Origin of the sequence: Blautia sp. KLE_1732_HM_1032 (genome assembly GCF_025147905.1) — a bacterium.
In the GTDB taxonomy this organism is placed as follows: Bacteria; Bacillota; Clostridia; order Lachnospirales; family Lachnospiraceae; genus Blautia_A; species Blautia_A fusiformis.
On record NZ_CP102266.1, the window covers coordinates 1,641,487 to 1,661,047 of the forward strand.

General features: G+C 45.4%; 17 protein-coding genes and 1 pseudogene. 15 read left to right on the forward strand and 3 right to left on the reverse strand.

Features of this window, described 5'->3' with window-relative positions; translation table 11 throughout:
* The first annotated feature begins 201 nt into the window (after positions 1–201).
* The 5 genes from NQ489_RS07710 (at position 202) to NQ489_RS07730 (ending at position 5,436) form a co-directional block, all read left to right on the forward strand.
* Positions 202–1,563 carry a radical SAM protein gene (locus tag NQ489_RS07710; RefSeq protein WP_021652633.1) on the forward strand — a complete coding sequence of 454 codons (1,362 nt, stop codon included), beginning with the start codon at positions 202–204 and terminating at the stop codon, positions 1,561–1,563.
* Positions 1,564–1,654: 91 nt separating this feature from the next.
* A complete protein-coding gene (locus tag NQ489_RS07715) occupies positions 1,655–2,311 on the forward strand; it encodes a TVP38/TMEM64 family protein (protein WP_021652632.1) in 657 nt (218 codons plus the stop codon).
* A 79-nt stretch (positions 2,312–2,390) separates the two neighbouring features.
* A complete protein-coding gene (locus NQ489_RS07720; protein ID WP_021652631.1) occupies positions 2,391–3,677 on the forward strand; it encodes a chloride channel protein in 1,287 nt (428 codons plus the stop codon).
* A gap of 147 nt (positions 3,678–3,824) precedes the next feature.
* Entirely contained in the window at positions 3,825–4,028 is a 204-nt protein-coding gene (locus NQ489_RS07725) for a hypothetical protein (RefSeq protein ID WP_021652630.1), read from the forward strand.
* Positions 4,029–4,197: 169 nt separating this feature from the next.
* A complete protein-coding gene (locus NQ489_RS07730; protein WP_044962190.1) occupies positions 4,198–5,436 on the forward strand; it encodes an AGE family epimerase/isomerase in 1,239 nt (412 codons plus the stop codon).
* A gap of 177 nt (positions 5,437–5,613) precedes the next feature.
* On the opposite strand, the gene NQ489_RS07735 is transcribed toward NQ489_RS07730, so the two are convergent.
* The gene (locus NQ489_RS07735; RefSeq protein ID WP_021652628.1) at positions 5,614–7,365 is read right to left on the reverse strand and encodes an Rqc2 family fibronectin-binding protein; all 1,752 of its coding nucleotides are present in this window, start codon (positions 7,363–7,365) and stop codon (positions 5,614–5,616) included.
* A gap of 149 nt (positions 7,366–7,514) precedes the next feature.
* On the opposite strand from NQ489_RS07735, the gene NQ489_RS07740 reads away from it, so the two are divergent.
* From NQ489_RS07740 to NQ489_RS07775, 8 genes and pseudogenes are all read left to right on the forward strand, one after another.
* A complete protein-coding gene (locus NQ489_RS07740; RefSeq protein ID WP_015525190.1) occupies positions 7,515–8,393 on the forward strand; it encodes a YicC/YloC family endoribonuclease in 879 nt (292 codons plus the stop codon).
* Positions 8,394–8,438: 45 nt separating this feature from the next.
* Positions 8,439–8,711 carry a DUF370 domain-containing protein gene (locus tag NQ489_RS07745; RefSeq protein WP_015525189.1) on the forward strand — a complete coding sequence of 91 codons (273 nt, stop codon included), beginning with the start codon at positions 8,439–8,441 and terminating at the stop codon, positions 8,709–8,711.
* Positions 8,704–9,324 (forward strand): guanylate kinase, encoded by a 621-nt coding sequence (gene gmk, locus NQ489_RS07750; protein ID WP_015525188.1) that lies wholly within the window; start codon positions 8,704–8,706, stop codon positions 9,322–9,324. Before NQ489_RS07745 ends, gmk begins: the two co-directional genes overlap by 8 nt.
* A gap of 53 nt (positions 9,325–9,377) precedes the next feature.
* Positions 9,378–9,632: pseudogene (gene rpoZ, locus NQ489_RS07755) on the forward strand (DNA-directed RNA polymerase subunit omega); the annotation flags it as partial.
* A gap of 100 nt (positions 9,633–9,732) precedes the next feature.
* Positions 9,733–11,070: a 30S ribosomal protein S12 methylthiotransferase RimO gene (rimO, locus tag NQ489_RS07760; RefSeq protein ID WP_021652626.1), complete on the forward strand. Its 1,338-nt coding sequence runs from the start codon at positions 9,733–9,735 to the stop codon at positions 11,068–11,070.
* Positions 11,054–11,593: a CDP-diacylglycerol--glycerol-3-phosphate 3-phosphatidyltransferase gene (pgsA, locus tag NQ489_RS07765; RefSeq protein ID WP_015525184.1), complete on the forward strand. Its 540-nt coding sequence runs from the start codon at positions 11,054–11,056 to the stop codon at positions 11,591–11,593. The genes rimO and pgsA overlap by 17 nt, the downstream gene beginning before the upstream one ends.
* 31 nt (positions 11,594–11,624) lie before the next feature.
* Complete coding sequence (locus NQ489_RS07770; RefSeq protein ID WP_021652625.1) at positions 11,625–12,881, forward strand: competence/damage-inducible protein A; 1,257 nt, start codon at positions 11,625–11,627, stop codon at positions 12,879–12,881.
* A 294-nt stretch (positions 12,882–13,175) separates the two neighbouring features.
* Positions 13,176–14,618, forward strand: a complete 1,443-nt coding sequence (locus tag NQ489_RS07775) for a DUF6935 domain-containing protein (RefSeq protein ID WP_049947026.1) — start codon at positions 13,176–13,178, stop codon at positions 14,616–14,618.
* A gap of 95 nt (positions 14,619–14,713) precedes the next feature.
* Here NQ489_RS07775 and NQ489_RS07780 read toward each other — a convergent pair whose 3' ends face one another.
* Both NQ489_RS07780 and NQ489_RS07785 read right to left on the reverse strand, forming a co-directional pair.
* Positions 14,714–15,544: a Cof-type HAD-IIB family hydrolase gene (locus NQ489_RS07780; protein ID WP_021652622.1), complete on the reverse strand. Its 831-nt coding sequence runs from the start codon at positions 15,542–15,544 to the stop codon at positions 14,714–14,716.
* An 87-nt stretch (positions 15,545–15,631) separates the two neighbouring features.
* A complete protein-coding gene (locus NQ489_RS07785; RefSeq protein ID WP_044962188.1) occupies positions 15,632–17,215 on the reverse strand; it encodes a glucose-6-phosphate isomerase in 1,584 nt (527 codons plus the stop codon).
* A gap of 314 nt (positions 17,216–17,529) precedes the next feature.
* On the opposite strand from NQ489_RS07785, the gene NQ489_RS07790 reads away from it, so the two are divergent.
* Positions 17,530–18,846 carry a Na+/H+ antiporter NhaC family protein gene (locus NQ489_RS07790; protein WP_330364189.1) on the forward strand — a complete coding sequence of 439 codons (1,317 nt, stop codon included), beginning with the start codon at positions 17,530–17,532 and terminating at the stop codon, positions 18,844–18,846.
* Positions 18,843–19,544, forward strand: coding sequence for a DNA alkylation repair protein (locus NQ489_RS07795; protein WP_021652619.1), 702 nt, complete (start codon positions 18,843–18,845; stop codon positions 19,542–19,544). The genes NQ489_RS07790 and NQ489_RS07795 overlap by 4 nt, the downstream gene beginning before the upstream one ends.
* Positions 19,545–19,561: the final 17 nt, after the last annotated feature.

Below are 19,561 nucleotides of genomic sequence, written 5' to 3' on the forward strand. Positions count from 1 at the left end.
GCATTTTAACAGATTTGCCTAGTTTTTGGTCATGCCAATTATATTGTCTATTGTTATTCAAATGGAAAAAACGTACAGTAACACCATGAGTCAGGCAAAGATAGTAAGAAAGCTTTGGTACTCGAAATGCAGTGTGACGGAATGAAGATGTCCGTTTAGCTAGATTGCATATTTACATTGAGAGAAATAAGGAGAGATAGTATGAGCGCAATGAACACACTTAAGAAATTCGGACTTGAACAGGCATTCAATTATGTTTATAAAGATCCGGATAAGAATTTTATCAAGATCATGGACTGGGCAGATAAATTTTCCGGTGGTGGATTTCCTACACAGAGAGCAATGATCCGCGCAGCCATTTCTAATCCGGAACATCCGTATTATCCGTTTATTCATAGATTGGTAACTGATATTGATCCGCATGTTATGAAAACTCTGGTTGCAAACTTCTTTATCAATGCAAATCTTGCAGGCTGGAAGAAACAGGATGAATGCCGTGAGAAATATGGCTGTAATATCCCGTGGGCAATCCTTCTTGACCCAACAAGTGCATGTAACCTGCACTGTACAGGATGCTGGGCAGCAGAGTATGGAAACAAGCTGAACCTCACCTACGATGAGATCGATGACATCATCCGCCAGGGTAAGGAGCTTGGCGTTTATATGTATATTTACACAGGCGGAGAGCCACTTGTAAGAAAAAAGGATCTGATCCGTCTTTGCGAGAAACATAATGACTGTATCTTCCTTTCCTTCACAAATGCAACACTGATCGATGAGGATTTTGCAAATGATATGCTTCGGGTAGGAAACTTTGTTCCTGCAATTTCACTGGAAGGATTTGAGACTGCAACAGATGGCAGAAGAGGAAATGGTGTATACCAGAAGGTTATCAAGGCCATCAATCTTCTCAGAGAGAAGAAGCTTGTATTTGGTATCTCTGCATGTTATACGAGTGCAAATTTCGAGTCTATCACATCAGAGGCATTTTACGACAGCCTGATCGATCTTGGAGCGTACTTTATCTGGTATTTCCATTATATGCCGGTTGGAAATGATGCAGCACCGGAGCTGCTTCCTACTCCTGCACAGAGAAGAGAAACCTATGAGCGTATCCGTAAATACCGTGCAACAAAGCCGTTGTTTGCCATGGATTTCCAGAATGATGCAGAGTTTGTGGGAGGATGTATTGCAGGCGGCCGTCGCTATCTGCATATCAATGCAAACGGCGATATCGATCCATGTGTGTTTATCCATTATTCTGATTCCAATATCCGCGAGAAAACACTTCTGGAAGCACTGCAGTCTCCGATGATGATGGCATATCATGACGGACAGCCGTTTAATGACAATATGTACCGTCCATGCCCGATGCTTGAAAATCCGCAGAAGCTGAGAGAAATGGTAGAAAAATCCGGAGCACATTCCACAGATCTTCAGTCACCGGAGAGTGCAGAGCATCTCTGTGCGAAATGTGACCGGTATGCTGAAAACTGGAAGCCGGTAGCAGAGGAAATGTGGAAGGAAGACCAGGAGAGAAAGGCAGCGAAGAAAGGCTGCTGATCCTGAAACTTAAAAAAGCAGAACTTATGAAAGAGCACGGTACCGGAAACAGGTGCCGGTGCTCTTTTTTTGAAAACGGAGGGATCAGATCATGAAAAAAATGATTGACAACATCAGAAAATATCTGCCAGCGGTGCTCCTTCTTGTGCTTCTCCTTTTCTGTATCCGTTATAGAGAGGATCTGTCTGTGGAAAGGATCTTAAGCTATACACCGGAGGAACCTGTTAAGGCTGCATTACTTATGCTTGGGCTTTATGCAGTGAAAAGTGTCTCTTTTATATTTCCAATTGCGATCCTGCAGCTTGCTGTAGGGCATCTGTTTTCTACAGGAACAGCACTTCTGGTGAACTTTCTGGGAAGAGCAGTCACATTGGCACTTCCATATTGGATGGGACGCTTCTCAGGTGCATCCATGGTGGAAAGTCTTACAGCTAAATATCCGAAACTGAAAACAGTAGTAGATTACCAGAACGGAAATTGCCTGTATATTTCATTTTTTATGCGGACATTGAACTTTTTACCGGGAGATGCTGTGAGTCTGTTTCTCGGAGCTGAAAAGATCCCATTTGTAACCTATATGGCAGGTGGCGTGCTTGGAACGCTGCCGGGAGTTATTCTCGCTACAATATTTGGAGCAAATATCAAAAATCCGAAGTCTCCGGCATTCTGGCTCTCCGCAGTGCTTCTTGTGATGATCAGTGTATTCTCGATCCTGATACACAGGCATATTTCCCGGAAGAAAAAATAACAGGGCTTTCTCCTTCCTGCTTTTACTGTGAAGAAAAATGTAGTATAATGCAGACAGTAAAGAAAAGAAGGGAAGGAACATGGGGATCGATCATAACAAAAGATTAAAGGAACATTTATATTATTACAGTGCAAGAATCAGCCGGGATATCTCAAATCTGATCAAGTGGCTGGTTCTTGCTGTCATTACAGGATGTATCGTAGGAGCTGCCAGCACACTGTTTTCTTTTACGTTAAAGGCAGTGACCAATTACCGGAAAGCTCATGAATGGATTTTCTTTTTGCTGCCATTATCCGGACTTGTCATTGTATTTTTGTATGAGAAGCTTGGAAAAGAGGATGGAGGGACCAATCAGGTTCTTTCTACCGTGCGTTCCAGAGATGATGTGCCGATCCTTTCTGCGCCTCTGATCTTTATCACAACGGCGCTGACTCATCTTACCGGTGGTTCTGCGGGACGTGAGGGAGCAGCGATCCAGCTTGGAGGAAGTATTGCCAACCAGCTTGGAAGATGGATCCATCTGGACGAGGAGGACCGTCATGTAATTGTCATGTGCGGCATGAGCGCGGCGTTTTCCGCGCTGTTTGGAACACCGATGGCAGCGGCAGTTTTTGCGTTGGAAGTGGTCAGTGTGGGCGTGATGTATTATGCAGCACTGATGCCGTGTATGATCGCGTCATTGATCGCTTCCGGATTTGCAGCCGGAATGGGAGTCACGCCGGAAAGTTTTCATGTGACGGATATTCCGGCACTGACTGTGGAAACTGGCCTGAAAATGGGAGTGATCGCTCTGGGCTGTGCAGTTGTCAGCATTATGTTCTGTATTGCGCTGAATGGTGCAGTAGGACTTTATGGCAGATGGTTTAAGAATAAATATGTCAGGGTTGCAGTGGGCGCCTGCCTGGTCATTGTTGTCACCTTTATTCTGAGAACAGATGAATATATGGGCGCTGGTGCGGAGCTTATTGAAAAAGCGGTGGAAAACGGACAGGCGGATACTTTCGCCTTTTTCTGGAAAATGGTGCTTACAGCACTGACTATGCGCGCAGGATTCCGCGGGGGAGAGATCGTACCTTCTTTCTGTATTGGAGCTACCTTTGGCTGTGTGATGGGTAATCTTATGGGAATTTCTCCGTCGATCTGTGCAGCCTGCGGAATGGCAGCAGTTTTCTGCGGTGTGACCAATTGTCCGATCACTTCGATCCTGATCGCTTTTGAAATGTTTGGATTTAAGGGAGTATCCTTCTATCTGATCGCAGTATCTATCAGCTATGCAGCATCGGGATATTATGGCCTTTACAAGGATCAGACCATTGTGTACTCCAAATATAAAGCAAAATATGTGAACCGACATACCAGATTCTGATATAGAACGAAATGTGAAGGGGTGTGTATACTGGCACAATATCTTATGGAATACCGCATGGACATGGCTGGAAAATATCTGGACATCTGCGGAAATCTGATGTAATATATTAAACGTTAGTATTTACAGAAAGGCAGATTTTAAGGTATGGAAGAGAAGATTCTTGATTTTATCATGGAGTATGCACAGGAGAATGAGGGAGTCCCGTTTCAGGTGATCGAGGAGAATTTTAATATCGTTATGGATGATAAGCTGAAAGATATCATCAGTGATGCGATCTGGGACAGGGATAATGTTTCCGATGTGATCACAGAAAGTGAGCGTTATGTGATCACCTGCTTTGAAGATTAATACAGGGCTATCTGTGACCGTTATGGTAATGGAATTAAGAAATCTGATATGAGGAGAATGCATATAGGGCATTCTCCTTTTTTCGTCAATCTGTCAAAAGAATCCAAAGGAATTGAAGTCCCCAAAAAAGAATGGTATCCTAAAGAAAAAAGTAGATGGGGTGGTTGAAATGAACAGCAAATATGAGATCAACACAAAAGAAAACCGGGAATTCCTGAAAGCATCCTGTGAGGAGCTTTTGAATTTCGGACATCGATTTCCTTCACCGAATGGAGGTTCCTATTATCTGGGGGACGACGGAACACCATGGAAGGACAGAAACCGGGAAACCTGGATCACCTGTCGTATGGCTCATGTATATAGTCTGGGTCTGATGCTTGGCCATGAGGGAAGCGGAGAGCTTGCGGATGCGGCATTGAAAGGTCTGAAGGGAGAGCTTCACGATGAAAAAAACGGTGGCTGGTATGCAGGTGTAACACCGGAAGGAGATATTGTGCCCAATAAACAGTGTTATGCCCATGCATTTGTGATCCTGGCTGCATCTTCCGCACTGACAGCCGGAAGGCCCGGGGCGAAAGAGCTCCTTGAAGAGGCATTGGCTGTTTATGACCGATATTTCTGGAATGAAGAGGAAGGGCTGGCCTGTGACACCTGGAATACGGAATTTACTGTGCTGGATGATTATCGGGGATTAAATGCCAATATGCATACGGTAGAGGCTTTTCTGGCAGCAGGAGATGTCACTGGGGATAAAAAATATCACATTCGTGCAGGCAGGATCATTGATCATGTGATCCAGTGGGCAGAAGATAACTCCTGGAGGATCCCGGAACATTTTACGAAGGAATGGGTGGCAGATCTTGACTGCAACCGTGACCGTCCGGATGATCCGTTCAAGCCATACGGCGCAACACCGGGACATGGAATCGAATGGGCAAGGCTGATCACACAGTGGACGCTTGCAAACTGTGGAGAAGAGAAAGAAAAACTGGAAAAACATCTTCAGGCAGCAGAAAACCTTTACACAACAGCAATAAAAGACGGCTGGAACGCAGATGGTGCACCGGGAATTGTATACACGACAGATTGGAATGGCAAACCGGTGGTACATGACCGTATGCACTGGACGCTTGCGGAAGCGATCAATACCTCTGCAGTTCTTTATCATGTGACCGGTAAGGAGAAATATGCGAAAGATTATGCTGCGTTTATGAAGTACCTGGATGAAGTGGTCATGGATCACGAAAACGGCTCCTGGTTTCATCAGCTGGATGAGCAGAATCATCTGAAAGGAACCGTATGGCCCGGAAAATCCGATCTGTACCATGCACTGCAGTCTACACTGATCCCATATCATAAAGCAGATACGTCTATTGCACCGGCAGTGAAGAAAAAACTGGAGATCTGAACAAAATCGTTTTGCGATTTTTGTTCGTGAGCATGTAACGAAGCGGAGTGCGAATGTTCAATAAAAAAAACTTCCTGTGTTTACAGAAAAATTTCTCAGGACAGATACTTGCAGAGATACAGGTATCCGGTCTTGAAGAAATACGAGAACACAGGAAGGTTTTTTGTTGAATAGTTATTACTCCGTAACCTCTTTCAGATCCGAAATATCCGGAGAAGCCATGAGAGAATAATTGGTGTAATAAACAACGAAACCGGGTTTCGCACCGGCAGGTTTTTTCACATGCTTTTTCTGGATATAATCGATCTCTACCTTGGGAGCAGAGTGTCCTTTGGAGTACCAGGCTGCCAGGCGGCCTGCTTCTTCGAAAGTACGGTCCGGAAGTTCACCGTCTTTGGTGCGGACGATCACATGGGAACCAGCCATTTTCTTTGCATGGAACCACCAGTCATTTCCGGTTGCGAACTTGAAAGTCAGCTCATCATTCTGGAAATTGTTTTTTCCCACATAGATATCAAAACCGTCACTGGATATGTAGTGGAGCGGTTTGGATTTCGGCTGGGCTTTCTGGCCTTTTTTGTTTGTGTAGTGACGTTTGATATAGCCGTACTCAGTGAGCTCTTCCTTGATCTGGGAAAGGTCACTTTCAGATCTGGCGATATCCAGAGCATTGGAGATAGATTCCAGATGAGAGATCTCACTTTCCGTATCTGTGATCTGTTCTGTGACGGCTTCCTCTGTACGCTTTAGCTTTCCGTATTTATCAAAATATTTCTTGGAATTCTGTGCCGGAGTCAGTGTCGGGTCAAGAGGGATAGTGATCTCCTCGTTGGTGTAATAGTTCAGTGCCTTAAAGGATCTGCAGCCTTCCTCAAGCCCGTATCCGTAAGTGTTGATCAGTTCACCGTAGACCTTGAATTTATCTTTTTTTGCAGTATCATTCAGCTGCTTTTTCTGGATGTTGTATTTTTTTCGGTTACGTTCCAGAGCGGTTTGTACTACACGGCGAAGATCGGAGGATTTCTGGTGGATACGTGTCAGCAGACTTTTGGTAGCATAATAGGTCTCCAGCATAACAGAGACACTGTCAAAGATTTCGCTGCGGTATTCACTGCCAAACTGCTGATAAGGAAAGACACCGTATTCCACAGGTTCCTCTCCGCGGTAGACAATATTTGGGGTGAACTCTCTGTTCCGGATCTGTTCCATAAGGCGGAGAAAGGTATGATAAAGATGGGTGCAGGCTGCCTCATCCAGGGACTGCGATGCATCGCTTCCGTCAATGGATGCACGGTAGCAGATCTCCTCAGCCATTACCGGGCTCATACCTGTGAGTGAAGTGTAAAGCGCCTTGGAAATATTCACAGGCTTTTTACAGATGTGCTGTGTGAACTCCTCCTCGGAAACAGTCAGCGGATTTTCTTTATCCCTGGTATTGGGAATGAAATATTCTCTTCCGGGAAGAACCTCACGGACAGAGCTCATATGGGAAGAGACATGCTTGATGCTGTCCAGGATCATGCCTTTTTCGTCACAGAAGATGATGTTGCTGTGCTTGCCCATCAGTTCCATGATCAGACGCTTTCTGCAGGGATCCCCCAGCTCATTAAGATGCTCCAGCTCAAATTCCACCACGCGCTCCATTCCAGGCTGCTTCACATCAAGGATACGGGCGCTTCCGATGTGCTTTCTGAGAAGCATGCAGAAGTTCGGTGCGGTTAAAGGACTGATACGGTTCTTATCTGTAAAATAGATCAGAGGAAGGGATGCGCTTGCACTTAAGAGAAGACGTTTCTGTCCATTTGCACCCTTTCCTGTGATCAAAAGTTCATCGTTTTCCGGCTGGGCGATCTTGTTGATACGTCCGCCTTTTAAATTATCATCGATCTCTGCCACGAGAGCAGAAACTGTAATTCCGTCAAATGCCATGATTTTACCTCCATTTCAACATCAATCATTATAACAGTAAAAAAAGAGTTTGACTAGGGTTTTGGAATGAACTATAATAAATCCGTATGCAATCAGTTACTGTATTTATCAGCAGCTGATAAACTTAAGAGGCAGTATTGGAGGATAACATGATAAAAAGTATGACCGGCTTTGGCAGGGCAGAAGCAGTTTCCAGAGAGCGTAAGGTTTCTGTTGAACTGAAATCCGTCAATCACAGATATCTGGATCTGAACATCAAAATGCCGAAAAGACTCAGCTATTTTGAGGGAGAGATCCGAAATGTGATGAAGACTTATATCCGCCGCGGCAAAGTTGATGTGTTCATCACCTATGAAGACTATACAATGGGCGGAATGGCTCTGAAATACAATGCAGAGCTGGCAAAGGAATATCTGGGCTATCTGAACCAGATGAGTGAGGAACTGGGGATCGAGAATGATATCCGTGTTTCCACACTTTCCAGATATCCGGATGTGTTTACGATGGAAGAGCAGGCTCCGGATGAGGAAGAACTCTGGAATTTTCTGGAGGGTCCGCTTCATGAGGCCTGCCGGAAATTTGTGGAGACCCGCCAGCGTGAGGGTGCTAATCTGAAACAGGATCTTCTTGGGAAGCTGGACGGACTGGAAGCAAAGGTCGATGTAGTGGAAAAACGTTCTCCGGAAGTAGTGAAGGCTTATCGGGAGAAACTGGAAGCCAAGATGCACGAGCTACTTGAAGATAACCAGATCGATGATTCCAGGATCGCCGCAGAGGTGATACTTTTTTCAGATAAGATCTGCAATGATGAGGAGACGGTACGTCTTCGAAGCCACATCCACGGAATGAGAAAGATCCTGGATGAGAACGAGGGCGTGGGACGTAAGATGGATTTCATGGCACAGGAGATGAACCGTGAGGCGAACACTATCCTGTCTAAATCCAATGATCTTATTGTATCCAACGCGGCCATCGATCTGAAGACAGAGATCGAGAAGATCCGTGAGCAGATCCAGAATATCGAGTAACCGGACAGGAAACAGGCTGTACACAGACAGAAAGGGAGAGCGTAAATGGCGAAACTTATTAATGTAGGCTTTGGAAATGTTGTCAATTCACGCAAGATCGTGGCTGTGGTAAGTCCGGATGCCGCTCCTGTAAAGCGCATGATACAGAGTGTCAAGGGGACCCGAACTCTGATCGATGCCACACAGGGAAGAAAAACAAAAGCAGTGATTGTTACTTCCGATGATTATCTTGTCCTTTCCGCTCTGCAGCCGGAAACTATTGCCAGGAGATTTTCGGAAGCGTATGGAGAGGAAATGAGGGAGGAAGGAAATGAGTAAGGGAATTTTAGTTGTTGTTTCGGGCTTTTCCGGTTCCGGAAAAGGTACTGTCATGAAACGGCTGATGGAAAAATATGACAATTATGCATTATCTGTTTCTGTTACTACCAGAAATCCAAGACCGGGTGAGAAGGACGGAGAGGCTTATTTCTTCCGCACAAAAGAAGAATTTGAACAGCTGATCCGGGAAGACGGACTGATCGAGTATGCGCAGTATGTGGAGAATTATTATGGCACACCCCGCAAATATGTAGAGGAGCAGCTTTCCGCAGGGAAAGATGTGATCCTTGAGATCGAGATCCAGGGTGCCATGAAGATCCGTGAGAAGTTTCCGGATACACTGCTGGTATTTGTATGTCCGCCGTCTATGGAGGAGCTTAAGAACCGTCTGGTAGGTCGCGGAACAGAGACTCTGGATGTGATCAACGGGCGTCTCAGAAGAGCGGTTGAAGAATCCAGAGGAATGGATAAATATGATTATCTCCTGATCAATGATGATCTGGAGGAATGTGTTGATACACTTCATGAGACCATCCGGTGTGAGCGTATGCGTACATCCAGGAATCATGATTTTGTATCCAGGATCCAGAAAGAAGCGGAAGCTTTTTTATAAATACCAATTAACAAGTTAAATACGGCCCTGCCGTTACAGAAGGGAGAAAAGATATGATACATCCATCTTATTCAGAATTAATTGAGGCTATCAACACAAACAACGAGGACGACGATGAGGCTCTCGTGCTGAACAGCCGTTATTCTCTTGTACTTGCAGCAAGCAAACGTGCCCGTCAGCTGATCGCAGGAGCAGAGCCGCTTGTACCGGGTGCAGCAGGAAAGAAACCGCTTTCCGTTGCCATTGATGAGCTTTACAAGGGCAAAGTAAAGATCCTTCCCGGACAGGAGGAAGAGGAAGAGCTGGAGGCTCTTGAAGCTGAGAAGGAGGCTCTTGAGGCAGCAGAGGGCGAGACCGCAGAAGGCACTGAGACTGTAGAAGCAGCTCAGACAGAAGCGGAGTAATTTTATGAAAATATTATTCATCTCTCTTGGCTGTGACAAGAACCTGGCGGATTCTGAGGAAATGCTGGGACTTCTTACAGCCGGAGGTCATGAGATCACAGACGATGAAACACAGGCAGATGCAATCGTGATCAATACCTGCTGTTTTATCAAGGATGCCAAGGAAGAGAGTGTGGAAGCCATTCTTGAAATGGCAGAATACAAAAAAACAGGAAGCTGCCATGCACTGATCGTTACCGGCTGTATGGCACAGCGATACCAGAAAGAGATCATTGAGGAGGTTCCGGAGGTCGATGCTGTTCTTGGAACCACATCCTACGGCGACATCGTAAAGGCTCTGGAGGAAGCAGTAGCCGGAAATCATTTCGAAGAATTCCGTGATATTGATTATCTGCCGGATACAGGAAGCAAACGTGTCCTTACAACAGGTGGACATTTCGGCTACCTGAAGATCGCGGAAGGCTGCGACAAGCACTGTACCTACTGCATCATCCCGAAGCTCAGAGGTAAATTTCGAAGCGTCCCAATGGAGCGCCTCATTGCCCAGGCAGAGGATATGGCTGAACAGGGAGTGAAAGAGCTGATCCTGGTAGCACAGGAGACCACCGTTTACGGAAAGGATCTTTACGGCAAAAAATCTCTTCACATTCTTTTAAAGAAGCTCTGTGAGATCAGAGGTATCCGTTGGATCCGCATCCTTTACTGTTATCCGGAGGAGATTTACGATGAACTGATCGAAACTATTCGTGATGAGAAGAAGATCTGTCATTATCTGGATATTCCGATCCAGCACGCATCGGACCGAATTCTTAAGAGAATGGGCCGCCGTACTTCCAAACAGGAACTGATCGATATTGTCGGAAAGCTCCGTAAGGAGATTCCGGATATCGTACTGCGTACAACTCTGATCACCGGATTTCCGGGTGAGACGGAGGAAGACCATGAAGAACTGAAGGAGTTCGTAGATGAGATGGAATTTGACCGTCTTGGTGTCTTCACTTACTCTCCGGAGGAGAATACCCCGGCAGCAGAGATGGCAGACCAGGTTCCGGAAGAAGTGAAGGAAGAACGCAGAGACGAGCTGATGGAGCTTCAGCAGGAGATTTCTTATGACAGAGGTCAGGACCGTATCGGACAGGAACTTCTTGTTATGATCGAAGGAAAAGTTGCAGATGAAAGTGCCTATATCGGACGTACCTACGGGGATGCACCGAAGGTTGACGGATACATTTTCGTTCAGACAGGCGAACTGCTTATGACAGGTGATTTTGCAAAGGTACGTGTGACAGGTGCGCTTGAGTATGATTTGATAGGAGTGCTGAGCGATGAATACACCGAATAAACTTACAGTTGCAAGAATGATACTTGTACCATTTCTTGTAGTTTTCTTACTGACAGGATGGGGAGGAGAAGCAAACCGCTGGATCTGTCTTGCGATTTTTGTCGCAGCAAGTGTGACAGACTGGTTTGACGGTCATCTTGCCAGAAAATATAACCTGATAACCAATTTTGGAAAATTTATGGATCCGCTGGCAGACAAGCTTCTGGTATGCTCTGCCATGATCTGCATGATCGAGGTTGACAAGCTTCCGGCATGGGTTGTGATCATTATCATCGGACGGGAATTTATCATCAGCGGTTTCCGTCTGATCGCAGCGGAGAACGGAATTGTCATTGCCGCAAACTACTGGGGAAAATTCAAAACCGTTTCCCAGATGATCATGATCATACTTCTGATGCTGGATTTCGGAGGTGTTTTTGCAGTGCTGACACAGATATTTATCTGGCTGTCCGTTGCACTGACCATTATCTCCCTGCTGACTTATATCATGCAGAACAGAAAGGTCCTTTCCATGCAGGAGTAGGGATCAGAGTATACGAAAGGAGTTTCTTTTCATGATCACAGAACTGATATCCGTAGGAACCGAGATCCTTCTAGGAAATATCGTAAATACCAACAGCGCCTATCTTTCTGAAAAATGCGCCCTGCTTGGGTTAAGTGTTTACTATCAGGATGTAGTAGGTGATAATGAAGGCCGTATGCGTGACGTGATCCGTACTGCACTGGATCGTTCCGATGTTGTGATCCTCACCGGAGGTCTTGGACCAACAGAGGATGATATCACCAAGGAAGTAACTGCGGATCTGATGGGAATGTCTCTTAAGGAAGATTCCCACTCAAGGAAACTGATCGATAAATATCTGAAGGAATATGAGAAAAACAATCCTCAGAGACGTATCACGAAGAACAACTATAAACAGGCCATGGTTCCTGAGGGAGCCATTGTTCTTGACAATCATAACGGAACTGCTCCGGGACTGATCCTTGAGAAAAAAGGAAAAACCGCGATCCTTCTTCCTGGACCTCCCAATGAGCTGAAGCCCATGTTCGAGGAGTACGTGGTCCCATATCTGCAGAAAAACCAGCCGGAGATCATTGTGTCCCAGATGGTAAAGATTAGCGGGATCGGTGAGAGTCAGGTAGCAGAGGAAATCCAGGATCTGATCGAAAGCCAGACCAATCCTACCATTGCACCTTATGCAAAAACCGGTGAAGTGCATCTTCGTGTGACAGCAAGCGCAGAGAATGAAAAGGCCTGCAGAAAGCTGATCAAACCGGTTGTCAAGGAGCTAAAGAAGCGTTTTGGAGAGAATGTTTTCGCTACAGATGAGAGCAAGACACTGGAGGAAGCAGTGATCGATCTTCTGAAAGAGAAAGATCTGAAGCTTTCCCTGGCGGAATCGCTTACCGGCGGTATGATCGCCCAGCGCATTGTCAATGTATCCGGTGCGTCTGAGGTGTTTGGCTATGGCTTTGTGACTTACAGTAACAAGGCCAAGCATAAATGTCTGGGAGTGAAGAAGCGTACTCTGAAGGAGCAGGGGGCAGTTTCCGCCAAATGTGCCAGAGAAATGGCAAAGGGCGCCTGCAAAGCATCCGGAGCAGACATCAGTATTTCCGTGACGGGTCTGGCAGGACCGGGAGGCGGAACAAAGGAAACTCCGGTTGGTACTGTATTTATGGGCTGCTGCTATAAGGGCAAGGCTATTGCCAAAGAGTTCCACTTTACAGGAAATCGCATGCGGGTCCGCGAGCAGACTACAGCGCATGCACTGGCGATGTTACGTGACTGTATCATTATGAGCAGATAGCGAATGCCTTGATCTGCCTGCTATTACGGATCAACCATGATATTTTTTATATAACAGGACTGATTTTTAAACAGATGAAACTTTTGATTTCAAGTATCTGTATCAAAAATCAGTCCTGTTTTATTTTTGTTTCCTGACAATAAGCCCCGGTATGGGCGATGAAAGAATATAAACGATCATATTTACAAGGATACTATCATAAGTGCTAGTGTTTTTATAAGGGATTTCCTCTAAAATATGATTAAAGCAATATATGACGTAAATATACGTTTTACCGGAAAGGGGGAAATCAGAATGAAAAAGAAAAAAAATCTGTTGTGTTTTGTGCTGCTGATCAGCCTTATTTTTACGATGGCATTTGGAAGTGTGACGGTCAGCGCCGCACCAAAACTGAACAGAACAAAAGTAACTCTTTTAAAAGGTGAGAAGACAACACTCAAGGTTACCGGGACCAAGCAGAAGGTTGCCTGGAGATCTTCCAAAAAGAGTGTTGCGACCGTAAACAGCAAAGGTCAGGTGGTTGCCAAAAATAAAGGTTCCGCAACGATCTATGCAAAGGTAAGCAAAAAAACATATAAATGTGTTGTAAAGGTAGAAACACCGAAGCTCAGCAGGACATCGCTGACATTAACAGAAAAGAAATCCAGTGCCATTAAATTGACAGGAACAACTGTGAAGGTGAAATATTCTTCTTCCAATCCGAAGATCGCACGTGTGGATTCCAAAGGAAAGATCACCGCAGTGAAAAAAGGAACGGCAGTGATCACAGCGAAGGCAAATACGAAGAAATTCAACTGTAAGGTTACAGTAAAAGCAGCGCAGAAACCGAAGCCGACACCTACACCGGTGCCGAAACCATCTTTAAGTGACACCACCTTACATATGAATAAAGGTGATGTGAGACAGCTTCAGGTAAAGAATTATAAAGAGATTCTTGTATGGACCAGTGATGATACATCTGTTGCAACTGTAGACAGTAAAGGCAAAGTAACGGCAGTGAATGTGGGAACAACAAAGATCCAGGTCCGGGATAAGAGTACCTGGCGAGGCAGCTGTACTGTCCACGTGACACAGACAGTAAAGAAACAGGTGGAGCCGGTTCTTACAAAAGGAACTAAATCTGCAAAAAAAGAGATCACCAATGATAAAGGACAGAAGGAAGTCATTAATGTAACGATAAATACCTATACTTACACCTTTACCACGATCCCGACCAATGCAGAGGAACTGAAACAGTATGATATCACAACGGCAGACGGACGCTATAAGACCATGGCGCTTCTGATCCTTGCATATCGTACCTGGACACCGACCAATCCGACGGACTGCGAGGAGATGATTTCTTATCTCAACAATAAAGAGATGACTCAGTATTATAAAAACTTTTTGAGGGATCGTATGAAAGCGGATAACGGATATAAATATCTTGGTAATTCTTACCTGAACGGAGCAACTCCGGCCAACAATTATACTCCGTCTAAACCGATTTCCATTACGTTAAGACAGGACACACTTCCGGGTAAGGGAAATTCCATCAGTGAAGATATCCCGTATTTTGAACCGACTCAGACCACTCCTGCGATCTACAGATCATTTACTGATTTTGCAGGCAGCGACAGTTCCAGATGGATCTGTACATATAAGCACTCCAAAACCGGAAAATGGTATATCTGGGATCAGTCCTGGCATGATCTTCTTACCAGGATCAAACAGCCGGCAGGAAACTATGAATATTGATCGAATGTGAATGTACCGCTATTCAATCCCATTCTAAAAAAGGAACCGACAGCGTAAAAACTGTCGGTTCCTTTTGGCATACATAATAGAATATCTCATCGGTGCAGCGCAAACTTTTCAATGGCGCGTGCTACACCGTCTTCGTCATTGGAAGCAGTAATATAATCGGCTGCTTCTTTTACCTGGGGCTGTGCATTGGCCATGGCTACGCCAAAACCGACTTCCCGGAGAAGATGGACATCGTTGTCACCGTCTCCGCATGCCATAATGGATTCCCTTGGGATTCCCAGCATTTCGCCAAGAGCAACAAGAGCGGTTCCTTTGTTGACACCGGCGGCGTTGATCTCAATATTGTAGCTTAAGGAGCCTACAAGCTCCAGCTCCTTAAGTTCACTTAATTCCTTCCAGGCGGCGGCACGTTCCTCCATGTCTGCAAAAAGCGCCTGGACTTTATCCATGCTTCTGTTTTCTTTTATAATGACATCCTGGATGTCCGGAACCGCGATACGGGTAGTACGGACATAATTCCACATATTAGGGTCGTGATGGTATTTTCCTACATTATCAAGCTTGGCAGCGTCTGCATATCCCTGGCCGTCAAAATAGATCTCACTTAAAGTATCATACTTTTCAAAGATACGGAGAGCTTTTTTTGCACTTTCCATGGGAAGAAGCTGCTCGATAAGAAGTTTATTATGGTCTGTATCAAGGACTCTGGCTCCGTTGGAGGTGAGAGCATAGTGAATTCCCGGAAAATTTCTCAGTTCCGCGGGAATGCCGGTATATGGCCGGCCGGTAGCCATCAGAACAAGGATACCTGCATCAATAGCTTCCCTGAGAACGCGCCTGGTATTTTCTGTGAGTTCTTTTTTTGTATTCAGAAGAGTTCCGTCCAGATCAAGACCGATCATTTTTATCTGCTGCATATTTATGATTTCCTTTCCCGGTTAAGGTCACATATACAGAAAAACCGTCCCGAAAAAACATTTTCCGGGACGGTACCTATCTGTTTATCAGATATCAAGAAGATCACTGTAAACTTTCAGTGCTCCGTCTGTATCATGAGCGAGAACACGTTTTGCAAGAACCTTACCAAGCTGTACACCCTCCTGGTCAAAGCTGTTCAGGTTCCATACAAAGCCCTGGAACATGATCTTGTTCTCAAAGTGTGCAAGAAGCGCACCCAGAGACTTCGGTGTAAGTTCCTCACCAACAATGATACTGGAAGGACGTCCGCCCTTGAAGTTTTTGTTCAGGTTCTCATCTTCTTTTCCACATGCAAAAGCAACGATCTGTGCTGCAACGTTTGCACAGAGCTTCTGCTGGCTTGTGCTGTTCTCGATATCAACATCAACACCAAGCTGGCTCTTCTTAAAGCCGATGAACTGAAGCGGAACAATATTGGTTCCCTGATGCAGAAGCTGGTAGAAGGAGTGCTGTCCGTTGGTTCCTGGCTCACCAAAGATCACCGGTCCGGTCACATAATCCACCGGCTCACCAAAGCGGTTTACAGATTTACCGTTAGACTCCATATCACACTGCTGAAGATGAGCAGGGAAGCGGCTTAATGCCTGTGAGTATGGTAAAACTGCAGTAGAAGGATATCCCTGTACATTTCTCTCATAAACGCCGATCAGGGCATCCAGCATATCCGGGTTCTCAAGAATGTTCTTATTTGTTGCAAGCTTATCCTCCTCGGCAGCTCCGTCAAGGATGTCTGCGAATACTTCTGGTCCGAATGCAAGGGAAAGGATCGCTCCGCCTACGCCGGAAACGGAAGAGTAACGTCCGCCGATATAGTCGTCCATGAAAATAGCGGTAAGGTACTCATCACTCTTTGCAAGAGGAGAGGTCTCACTGGTTACAGCAAGCATATGTCTGGACGGGTTCAGGCCCGCTTTTGTAAGGGCGTCTTTTACGAATGCCTCATTTGTCAGAGTTTCAAGTGTTGTACCGGATTTGGATACAACGATGAAAAGAGAGTGAGCAAGATCTACAGATGCAAGAACAGCAGCTGCATCATCCGGGTCAACGTTGCTGATGAATTTTGCTTCCATCTTGAAGGTGTTGTTTGCCTTTGCCCAGTTTTCAAGTGCGATATATAATGCACGCGGTCCCAGGTCACTTCCGCCGATACCGATCTGTACAACCGTAGTGAATTTCTCACCGGCTTCATTTGTGATCTCGCCTGCATGTACTTTGTTTGCAAAATCTGCAGCTTTCTTCTGCTGAGCTACATAGAATTCTCGCTTGTCCACACCGTCAACAACAACAGGCTCGCCAAGCTGTGTACGTGCAAGATGATGAAGGACCATACGTTTCTCGCCTGTGTTGATCACTGCGCCGTTATATAATTCCTGGAATTTTTCGATCAGTTCTGCCTCATCAGCCAGTTTGGAAAGTGCGTCAAGAACGGTCTCGTCCACTTCCTTAGCTGCGTAATTGTAAGCCAAACCTGCTGCCATCGGTACGCTGTACTTCTTTACACGTTCTGCACCCTGCTCGCCGGACATTGCCTCTGCAATGTTCACGTGATCTTTCAGACTGTTAAGTTTGCTGTAAGAAGCAAGAGTGTCCAGATTTTTCCATGTTGCCATAATCATATTCCTCCTTTAATGACTGTGATCAGAGATATCAACATAAATCCTTCGGATATCTTTTTCACAATTGTCTACAGCCAATTATACTGAAAAAAGCTCTGGATTTCAACGGAAGGAACGATTTAATTGGTGGAAATCTTGTTAAATAAGGTAAAAAATATCAGAGATAACAGGATCGTGACGGAAATATGAAGAAGTTTCCGTCAGCAGCAGGACAGGAATGGGGAAATATGATATGATAGAAAACAGATCACCCGGAGAAAAAAGCCGGGAAAATAATAAGTGATGAAGGGAATTGTTTTATGGAGGAAATGAAGAAAAAAGGAAATGTGATCGCACTGCTGCCTATCGGTGTTTTTCTGGTCCTGTATCTGGGACTGGGGATTTTGTTTGAGTATGTGATGAAGATCCCTATGGGATTTTATAATGTACCGATCGTTGTGGCTTTTCTGTCTGCGATCCTGGTGGCATGTGTTCAGAACAGAACGATCAGCTTTGACAGAAAGCTGGAGCTTATGGCAAAAGGAGTAGGAGATAAAAATATCATCACCATGCTTCTGATCTTTCTGACCGCAGGCTCTTTTGTGGGTGTTGTGGGGCGCAGCAGTGCAGAAAGTGTGGCCTACTGTATGCTTTCTCTGATACCGGCACGTTTTTCTGTTGCGGTATTGTTTGTAGTTGCCTGCTTCGTATCTGTGGCTATGGGAACTTCCGTTGGGACGATCACGCTTCTTACCCCTATTGCGGTAGCGGTTTCCAAAGCTTCCGGTTTTGATATGGCATTTTGTGTGGCATCGGTGATGGGAGGAGCCATGTTTGGTGACAACCTTTCTTTTATTTCTGATACCACGATCGCAGCCTGCAACGGTCAGGGCTGTCAGATGAAAGATAAATTCCGGGAAAATTTCTGGATCGCATTTCCGGCAGCTGTTGTTACACTGATCCTGATCCTTATCCTGTCTTTTCAGACAGAGATCCAGGGAAGAGTGGTACAGGATTATCATCTTATACAGATCTTTCCATATGTTCTGGTGCTGATCGGCGGGATCATCGGCATCAATGTATTTGTGGTACTTCTGATCGGAATTATCTCCGGCGCATTTATCATGCTTCTTGGAGGACATATCACACCGGTGGAGCTTCTGACCAATATCGGATCCGGTGTTTCCGGAATGTTCGAGACCTGTATGGTGGCTATCCTTGTAGCAGCCATGTGTGCGCTGATCCGGGAGCATGGAGGCTTTGAAGCACTACTTTCCGGAATACAGAGAGTTTTTAAAGGGAAAAAAGGCGGACTTCTTGGTATGGGACTTCTGGTTGGAACTATGGATATCGCAACAGCCAATAATACGGTGGCAATTGTTATGGCCAACCCCATTGCAAAGGAAATGGCGCTGGAATATAAGATCACTTCCAGAAAGACAGCTTCTATCCTGGATACATTTTCCTGTATTTTCCAGGGGGTGATCCCATATGGAGCCCAGATGCTGGTTGCCATTTCTGCGGCAAAGGAACTGGGATTTGAGCTTTCTGCTTTTCAGATCATGCCGAAACTGTTTTACCCCATGCTTCTGCTTGTGAGTTCTCTGATCGCGATCTTTGGTATAAAAGGCGGGGATGATAAATGAATCAGGAAGAGATGATCCGGGATGTCCGGAAAAGACTGTTTGAAATGCAGGATACAGGATATCGGGATTTTCATGCAAGGCTGGTTCCGACTGTGGAGAAAGAAAAGATCATCGGTATCCGGACACCGATACTCCGGAAATTTGCAAAAGAATTTGGAAAAACAGAAAGATCCGAAATGTTCCTGAAGGTTCTTCCTCATCAGTATTATGAGGAAAATAATCTCCATGGCCTGCTGATCGAGCAGATCAGAGATTATGATAAATGTCTGAAAGAACTGGAGCGTTTTCTTCCGTATATTGATAACTGGGCGACCTGTGATCTGCTGGCGCTCCATATGATGAAAAAACACCGTGATATATTTATCCGGGAGATTTATCGCTGGATGGAGTCGGATAAGCCGTATATCATCCGGTTCGGGATCAGTATGCTGATGCGCCATTATCTGGACGAAGGATTTAAATTGGAATATCCGGCGAAAGTGGCAGCAATCCGCTCGGAAGAATATTATGTAAATATGATGCGAGCCTGGTATTTTGCTACAGCACTGGCAAAACAGTATGAGAAGATCCTTCCATTCCTGGAAGAGCAGAGAATGGATATCTGGACTCATAACAAGACGATCCAGAAATCCATTGAAAGCTACCGGATCACACAGGAGCAGAAGGATCATCTCAGGACACTGCGGATAAAGAAATAAACAGCAGGTAAGGGTTA